Source organism: Xenophilus azovorans DSM 13620 (assembly GCF_000745855.1).
Taxonomy (GTDB): Bacteria; Pseudomonadota; Gammaproteobacteria; order Burkholderiales; family Burkholderiaceae_C; genus Xenophilus; species Xenophilus azovorans.
Genome location: NZ_JQKD01000102.1, coordinates 1 through 6,735, shown reverse-complemented (window position 1 = coordinate 6,735; position 6,735 = coordinate 1). Strand labels below are relative to the sequence as shown.

Annotated in this window: 8 protein-coding genes; 1 reads left to right on the top strand and 7 read right to left on the bottom strand. The window is 65.9% G+C overall.

Going from position 1 to position 6,735, the window contains the following annotated elements; translation table 11 throughout:
* The coding region (locus Q392_RS33690; RefSeq protein WP_157008309.1) for a transposase at window positions 1–263 on the bottom strand (263 nt) is incomplete at its 3' end.
* A 34-nt stretch (window positions 264–297) separates the two neighbouring features.
* Here Q392_RS33690 and Q392_RS25955 point away from each other — a divergent pair.
* Window positions 298–777: a S24 family peptidase gene (locus Q392_RS25955; RefSeq protein WP_245610826.1), complete on the top strand. Its 480-nt coding sequence runs from the start codon at window positions 298–300 to the stop codon at window positions 775–777.
* Window positions 778–852: 75 nt separating this feature from the next.
* On the opposite strand, the gene Q392_RS25950 is transcribed toward Q392_RS25955, so the two are convergent.
* The 6 genes from Q392_RS25950 to Q392_RS25925 form a co-directional block, all read right to left on the bottom strand.
* Window positions 853–1,917, bottom strand: a complete 1,065-nt coding sequence (locus Q392_RS25950) for a DUF932 domain-containing protein (RefSeq protein WP_038215273.1) — start codon at window positions 1,915–1,917, stop codon at window positions 853–855.
* Between the two features lie 262 nt (window positions 1,918–2,179).
* The gene (locus Q392_RS25945; protein WP_038215270.1) at window positions 2,180–3,184 is read right to left on the bottom strand and encodes a DUF7146 domain-containing protein; all 1,005 of its coding nucleotides are present in this window, start codon (window positions 3,182–3,184) and stop codon (window positions 2,180–2,182) included.
* Entirely contained in the window at window positions 3,171–4,802 is a 1,632-nt protein-coding gene (locus Q392_RS25940; RefSeq protein WP_038215276.1) for a death domain-containing protein, read from the bottom strand. Before Q392_RS25940 ends, Q392_RS25945 begins: the two co-directional genes overlap by 14 nt.
* Before the next feature lie 65 nt (window positions 4,803–4,867).
* Window positions 4,868–5,200 carry a hypothetical protein gene (locus tag Q392_RS25935; protein ID WP_038215268.1) on the bottom strand — a complete coding sequence of 111 codons (333 nt, stop codon included), beginning with the start codon at window positions 5,198–5,200 and terminating at the stop codon, window positions 4,868–4,870.
* Window positions 5,142–5,465 carry a hypothetical protein gene (locus Q392_RS25930; protein ID WP_038215266.1) on the bottom strand — a complete coding sequence of 108 codons (324 nt, stop codon included), beginning with the start codon at window positions 5,463–5,465 and terminating at the stop codon, window positions 5,142–5,144. The genes Q392_RS25935 and Q392_RS25930 overlap by 59 nt, the downstream gene beginning before the upstream one ends.
* Before the next feature lie 71 nt (window positions 5,466–5,536).
* Window positions 5,537–6,139, bottom strand: a complete 603-nt coding sequence (locus Q392_RS25925) for a hypothetical protein (RefSeq protein ID WP_038215254.1) — start codon at window positions 6,137–6,139, stop codon at window positions 5,537–5,539.
* Window positions 6,140–6,735 lie beyond the last annotated feature (596 nt).

The window sequence follows — 6,735 nt, the reverse complement described above, 5'->3', positions numbered from 1 at the left end:
GACATCGGCAACTGCATGAACGCCGGCGTGACCACATCACGCGGCTGCGCCACCTCGGTGGCGGCTTTGCCGGCAGCCTCGGACTCGCGCACCCAGCGGCGCAGCATGTTCGCATTCAGCCCGTTGGCCAGCGCCACCGCGGCCACCGACGTGTTCGGCTGGCGTGCCAACTCGATGATCCGTGCCCTGAACTCGTCAGAGTGCCGCCGCCAACTGCGCTTGGGCGGTGCCGCAACCGCTGTGTTCGTTTCCAAAGTGTCCATGTGTCCACGCAAAAGTCCGTGGACACAAGCATCCTTGGCCGGCTATCGAACTTCAATGTGGGTTGGCCGGACGCATACCATCGGGCTGGGCTGCAGCGCCGATGACCTGATTGGCTTACGCAGAAACGCTGCACATCCGCCAGCACAGAGTGCCCATCTCGTCGAGGTCGCGAACTGCATCCATGACATCGCCGGCCTCCTGAGAAGGGGTGGCCAGTTGGGCGTGCCTATGCGGGTACCGGGCGATGAGATGGCTCCCAAGCTGAAGGCCGGAGACCTCATCTTTGTGGACACGACCGTCACCCGTCTGGCAGGCAATGGAATCTATGCGCTCAGATGTGGTGACGCCCTTCTCATTCGCCGCATGGAGCAGCGAGTGGGCAAGGGCGTGGTTCTCAAGTGCGACAACAAGGCCTACCAGGACATCGAGTGGACCGGGAAGGCCGCGGCTTCGCACCGCGGCGTCAGGATCATCGGGAAGGTCCATGGCGCGATCTGCGCTCAGGTCATCTGAGACTGGCATGAAGGTCGCCGGCTGCACCGGAACGAGAGAAATGTCGTCTCCCGTTCCGGGGCAGCTATCGGCGGTTCACGCCGCCTCGGCCAGTGGCTTCCATTCGGCAGCGCTCAGCTCGATCAGCTTGCCGCCCAGCACCTCGAACTCGGTTGCCCGGTCGTAGTCCTCCACCTCCTGGCTGTAGTGGGTGACCGCGTTGACGAGCCCGTAACCCGACAGGTCGCCGCCCGACACAAGATGCCGCAGCACCCCCGATCGCTCGGTGTCGTTGAGCGTGTAGCGCTGGGCCAGCACCTCCACGCTTTGCACCGGATCGCCGATGATCTGGATGCCCATCGTCCTCTGCATCTTCACCGCGGCCTGTCGAAAGGTCATTTCGGAGACTGCGGCCTGCACGACATCGCGCACCTTGAGGAAGAAGGCCTTGTCGTCGGCACGCAACGTGTCGTCTTGGTAGACGGTCACGCCTTCGTCCTCCTGAGCCAACGAGCGGCCCACGTGCGTCTTGCGCAGTGCACGATCCGCGACGATCAGGCCGTTGCGGCACACCAGACGGAACAACAGGGGCTGGACCGACAGCGTGCCTTGTCCAACCTCGGAGTTGGAGATTGCAATGCCGGCCTGGACGATGTCGCCAGGTGCCATCTCGAACTTGAGCCGTGGCGTGACGCATTTGAGGTACATGCGCGTCTCGGTCAGCTCCACCGACTCGAACGTCAGGTCAGGCAGGCCCTGCAGGATGGGCAGCACATGCTCGGCCAGGTCGTAGTTGTCCAGGCGGCGGTAGCGGTCGGACAGCACCGCTCGCACGTTGCCATCGAGCGTGCGAAGCAGCCGCCGGTCGGCCTCACTCTGCAGCCAGGTGTTGACATTGCGGTCGAGCAGCGCCGGCTGGTTTTCGCGCATACGCTCGAAGTACGCATACGGGATGCCCAGCTTGTCGGCCAGCTGGCGCCGCGCCAGGGGCGTGACTCCGTAGGACGCAGGGCCGCCGGTTTCTTCGATCACGAGGCTCGTGCCGCCGCCTTCGCTGGTGCTGTGGCGCACCAGTGGGGAGGGCACGACCAGATCCTTCTTGCTTTCGAGCTGGCGCTGCAGTTCCTGCGCCAGGCTCACCAGGGTTCGTCCGCTTCTCATGACAATCTCCTTCGATTGCGAAAAGCGGGGACGGCCTTCCCCCACGGGGATGCGCATCCCCGCGAGGGCTGATGACGAACCGGCGTGATGCCGGTCCACGATGGCGCGACCGTGGTCGCGCGGAAGACTCCAAGGCAGCCTTTGCCGCATGAGCGGCCTGGTCTGGCTGCGACCAGGGGAGAAACCTTTTCAGTGCAGCCTCGGATCGTGAAGCTGCGCTGAAAAGGAGGGGACGGGTTGCGCCCATCCCCTCAGACATCAGCTACGCTGCGCGTAGCAGCAGGGCTTCCTGCCGCTGCCGCCACACGTCGGCCCAGTCCGTTCCCGCCTGCCGAGGCAGGAAGACCCGAACGGCGCGGGGACCGCTCTGGGCGTCTTCGCGCTTGAGCCGGCGCGCGAGCGCGTAGGCGCTGGCCTGTCCGGTGTAGTCGCCGTCGCCGTCGTTGTCGCCGTATATGCACACGCTGCGCACGTTCTCCGGGATCCAGAGCTTCTCCAGGTTTCCCGCGCTCAGCGCGCACCACACCGGCTTGCCGGTGGCGAGGAAGACGGCAATGCCCGTCTCGATGCCTTCGCAAACGGCCAGCTCGTCCGTGGACTCGGCCAGGCGCACTGCTGCCCCCGCGAAGCCGCTGCTGAGCACCTTCTTGGCATCGGGCGCGTCGAGCTTGCGGGCGTTCTGAAGGTAGGTGCGGTGCAGCGTCACGGCGCCTTGCGCGTCCTGCACGCTCGCCAGCATGGCCGGGTACTCCGCTACCTTGCGGGCTTTGGCCGCACCCTCCTTCTGGTAGTAGCCCAGCGCTGGATGAAAGCGCAGAGAGGATGGGTAGCTGCTCAGGGACAGGCCCCGGCCGCGAAGGTAGCGGTCTACCTCGTCTCCTAGCGTGGCCGGCCTCGCCTCGTTCCAGATGCGCTGCACGAGCTTCTTCATGCGCTCGGGCCCGGCGTCGTTGGCCGGTGGCGCGGGCGGCAGCGCCCCCACCAGCTTCTCCACCGCGCATAGCGCGGCATGGAAGTCCAGGCCCTTGCATGCCTGCAGCAGCTTGAAGCCGCCGCCGGGGCCGCACTTGCGGCAGAGGTAATTGCCCTCGCCGAACTTGTCGGTGTACTGAAACCGATCCACCCCGTCCTTGCAGACGGGGCAGGGCATCGGCCTGCGCCTGAGCATCCGCTCGTCCAGGCCGAGGGCTGAGAGTATCTCGGTCCAGCGGCCGTGCGCGCGCTGCTTGGCCACATCTATCCGCGCGGCGTACTCAGCGTTCTGCATGGTTGTCCCCGTCAGCCGAGGGATCGAGCGTGAGCAGGTCCACCGAGCAGCCCGGAGCACTGCCTACACCTACGGCCACCTCGAAGCGCCTGCCATGCAGCAGGGGATACTTCCCGAGCTGGAGCTCGTTCAGCAGAGAATGCAGCGTCTCGACCGGGTCGGAGGAGCGCAGCCGGCGGATCAGGTCGGCCAGCGCGTCGCGATCCGCTTCCATCTCGTCTTCGCGGTAGCGATCTTGCGCGTCGATGAAGTCGGACAGCTGGCGCACCGGCTCGCCGGAGCATTCTCCGGCGGGAACCACGATGTCGCCATCGCGGCAGATGCCCTCATCGAGAATGTCCACAGCATGGTCACCCAGGCGGATGCGCACCGACTCGCAGACGATAACCAGTGGGCACACCCAGCGGCCCTCCAGCGTCGTGCGCGCCAACTCCGACTGCGCCTCGATGTGCAGATCCTGGTCCTCGATGTAGCGGACGTGAGGCCGGAGCCAGTGGTCCGGGTGGAGCACATGCGCCTGGACGGTGAGCCATTGCTTGTGCTTGGCAAGCATCCAGTGTCCCGTGTTCTCGCCGTCGGGCCAGCCCAGCGACACCACGGTCACACGGCCTTCCTCGATGTCCCGGCGGGCAGGCGCCGTGGTGAGAGGCTCGACATAGTCCCGCTGGTCGTAGGCCACCTGAATGGGGTAGCCCACGATGCGCTCGAACAGTGCCGCCGGCAGTGCGTCCAGGTCGTTGAGCAGGTCCAGGTGGCCCCACTGCTTCATGGCGTCGAAGTACGTCTCGACGAACTGCCTTGCCGGCATTTGCGTCCGTGCCACCTGGAGGATCTTCCGCCAGGAGAGCTTGACCTGGGCGTCGACCTGTCGGAGCTGCTGGTCGGCATCGATCAGCGTGTCCCGGTCGGGGAGTCGCGCCATGAACTGCTCCGGGTCGAGATGGACTACGTTGACCTCACCAACCGTGTAGTACGCCGGCCGCTTGACGCAGAAGCCCTGCAGAAACACCAGCGTGCCTCGCGTGGCTTTGCCGCTACGGTTGCCCGCGACATGCACCGCGCCGATCGGCGTGGCCATGAGGGCAAGGTGGTCCTCGGCGCAGCGCCGCTCCAGGTGCTGGCCATTGAAGGCCACGTCGACCGGGAATCCCTCGCACAACGTCGCTATGCGTTGCGCCAGGTCTGCGATGTCCACGCCGTGCAATTCGATGGCTGTGCCGCTCTGCGGGCGCTCCAGCGTCTCTACCTCGAAGGCCTCGCGCCGCAGAGATGCGGCGGTATCGAGGTCTACGCGCTGGCGGCCCGATGCAACTACCACGCGCGTTGCAGCGTACAGACACTTGGTGAAGCCAATGCCGAGCGGGCGCTCCTGAGCGATCGTGGCATCGTCCCAGCCGGACTCGTGAAAGCTCAGCAGCTTCTGGAAGTCGCCGATACCTCGACCATCGTCGTGGACGCGAAGCACTTGCTTCTCTGCGTAGTGCTCGACCACGATGTGGTTCGCACCCGCGCGACGGGCATTCTGCAGCAGCTCGGTGACCAGGGTGAACCGGTCGGTGAAGGCATAGCGCTGGTTGCGCACAGCGCCCTCTTCGTTGATGTGCACTTGGATCTTCATGGAGATCTCCTGGAAGGCCGGTGCGGCGCCCATTGAGGGGCGTCACACTGGCGGTTGAATCGGAATCAGATGCCGGACTGCATCGCGCTCGACACCGAGGCGGTGAAGAGCTGGCCGCTGGCCAGCGCCTGCGCGACGCTGTGGGTCTCGAACTCCCAAGGCAGTAGGTGCCGGCGATCCAGCACGCAGCCTTGTTCGTCAAGGCGCTCCACCTTGAATCCCAGCGGGTGCCAATGCACCCGATAGGTCAGGCGGTCGGCGCCGGCCACGACGAAACAGCGACCTGCGCGACCGGTCAGGACTTCGCTTTCCTTGACGAGGTACTCGATGTCGCCCAGGTCACTGACGGGCATCAGAGCGCGCGCAGCCGGCGCGCGCAGCGTTGCGGGACGATGCATGGATCCACTCCTCATGGTTCGACCGGCCAGCAGGCCGGTCTCGGAAAACTGCAGGGGCCGGCGTGCCGAGGCTCGCCGACACGACATCGGTCGAGTGCAGCGCATCGAGCTCCGCGGCAGCGACGTGCATGGCGACGCAGGGCGACGGTGTCTCCTCGCGCATGGCTTCTTCCATCGCGACGGCGTCCTCGTAGTCCAGGTGGCCGGCGAGGCCGTATGCCGCGAAGATCGCCAGCAGGCACAGAGCGTCCTTCCACTGGGACATGGCGGACTCCTTTCATGAATTGATGGGTGAGAGCGGGTCTCGCCGCCACGGTGGGGTGTCCGGCCGGGCTGTCATGCGAACAGGTCGCCCTCGAGCGCGACGCGTCTGACTTCTTCGTTGACCCACTGGGGGTTGCGGGCCAGCCTGGTTTCGACCCACTCGGGATGGTCTGCAATGGCCTCGCGCACCCAAGTCGGATAGCGATCCAGGGTCTGATGCAACCAGCGACGCACTGCGTAGCGAATCAGGTCGCGCATCTCCTCGACGTCCACCAAGCCGCAGTACTGCAGCGGCGACAGCGGACTGCAGCCGACGACGCGTAGGCAGGACACGAAGCTGAAGGGCCTGTGATCCTTCTCGCGCTCGGTGAAGACCCAGCGCAGGGTGTCGAACTTCTCCTCCAATGGCGTCTTTGGATCGGCGAGTCGACGGACTTCCCCGAGCAGGCGCCAGTGCAGGAAGACGACGTCTTCCTCGCTCCATTCGACGGGTGATCCGTCGTCCGCGGCGTCGAGCATGGCGGCTGCGGCCGCGAGCGAGACGATCGGTGCGTCTCCGTCTCGCAGCCGCTCGATCAGTGCCTCGAAGACGAGTTGGGCAGCATGCTCACTGCCGGATGGGGCGCCAATCGGCGGGTAGAGTCGAGTCTCGGGTGCGTTGCTGTGCTCCAGCATGGTTGGCTCCTTGGAATGAGGGCAGGGGCCAACGCACCGATTGGGGGCGGTTAGCCCCCGTGGGGTGGACGGATGAACAGATCCGCTGTGCGGATCGAGGATTCCAGGGCTGGCGGGGTCACGGCGCGATACGTCGTGGGGCCGGCTTGCCAGCTACCGGCAGGGAGAAAGCTTTCGGCGCCGGGCAATGGTTGCCCGGCCCGGCTTCGAAAGCCGCCGGCGGTGGGTGCGGTAGGGAGGCGTCAGACTGCGCAAGCTGCGCTGAGGTCTGCGTCCGGGTGTACTCCAGGGCTTGCCAGGGAAAGCAGGGCCAGCTACTGCGTTGGTTGGACCTTAGAGGTCGGTGCGTGCCGCGTCAACGCGCAGTGTCCGCTGGCATACGCATGAAGCCGAAATCGCCGCCGGATCGGATCGGTTTCGCATGGCGAGCAATGTCGGGGGCAGAAGGACCCGTTGTCGCTCCCATCTGCGGTGACAGCTGCAGATGCGCCACGGCCTGCACCGTAAGCGGTCCATCAACCACACCCTTGCGCGCGGCGCCGGCGCCGGCGCCGATCCGCGATCCGCGCTCTACGGCTCGCCGAGCGCGATGTTCC

Excerpts from the sequence above, each read along its gene's own strand:
- Q392_RS25945 (WP_038215270.1), bottom strand. The coding sequence starts at position 3,184 with ATGCAGAACGCTGAGTACGCCGCGCGGATAGATGTGGCCAAGCAGCGC.
- Q392_RS25925 (WP_038215254.1), bottom strand. The coding sequence starts at position 6,139 with ATGCTGGAGCACAGCAACGCACCCGAGACTCGACTCTACCCGCCGATT.
- Q392_RS25935 (WP_038215268.1), bottom strand. The coding sequence starts at position 5,200 with ATGCATCGTCCCGCAACGCTGCGCGCGCCGGCTGCGCGCGCTCTGATG.
- Q392_RS25950 (WP_038215273.1), bottom strand. The coding sequence starts at position 1,917 with ATGAGAAGCGGACGAACCCTGGTGAGCCTGGCGCAGGAACTGCAGCGC.
- Q392_RS25940 (WP_038215276.1), bottom strand. The coding sequence starts at position 4,802 with ATGAAGATCCAAGTGCACATCAACGAAGAGGGCGCTGTGCGCAACCAG.
- Q392_RS25930 (WP_038215266.1), bottom strand. The coding sequence starts at position 5,465 with ATGTCCCAGTGGAAGGACGCTCTGTGCCTGCTGGCGATCTTCGCGGCA.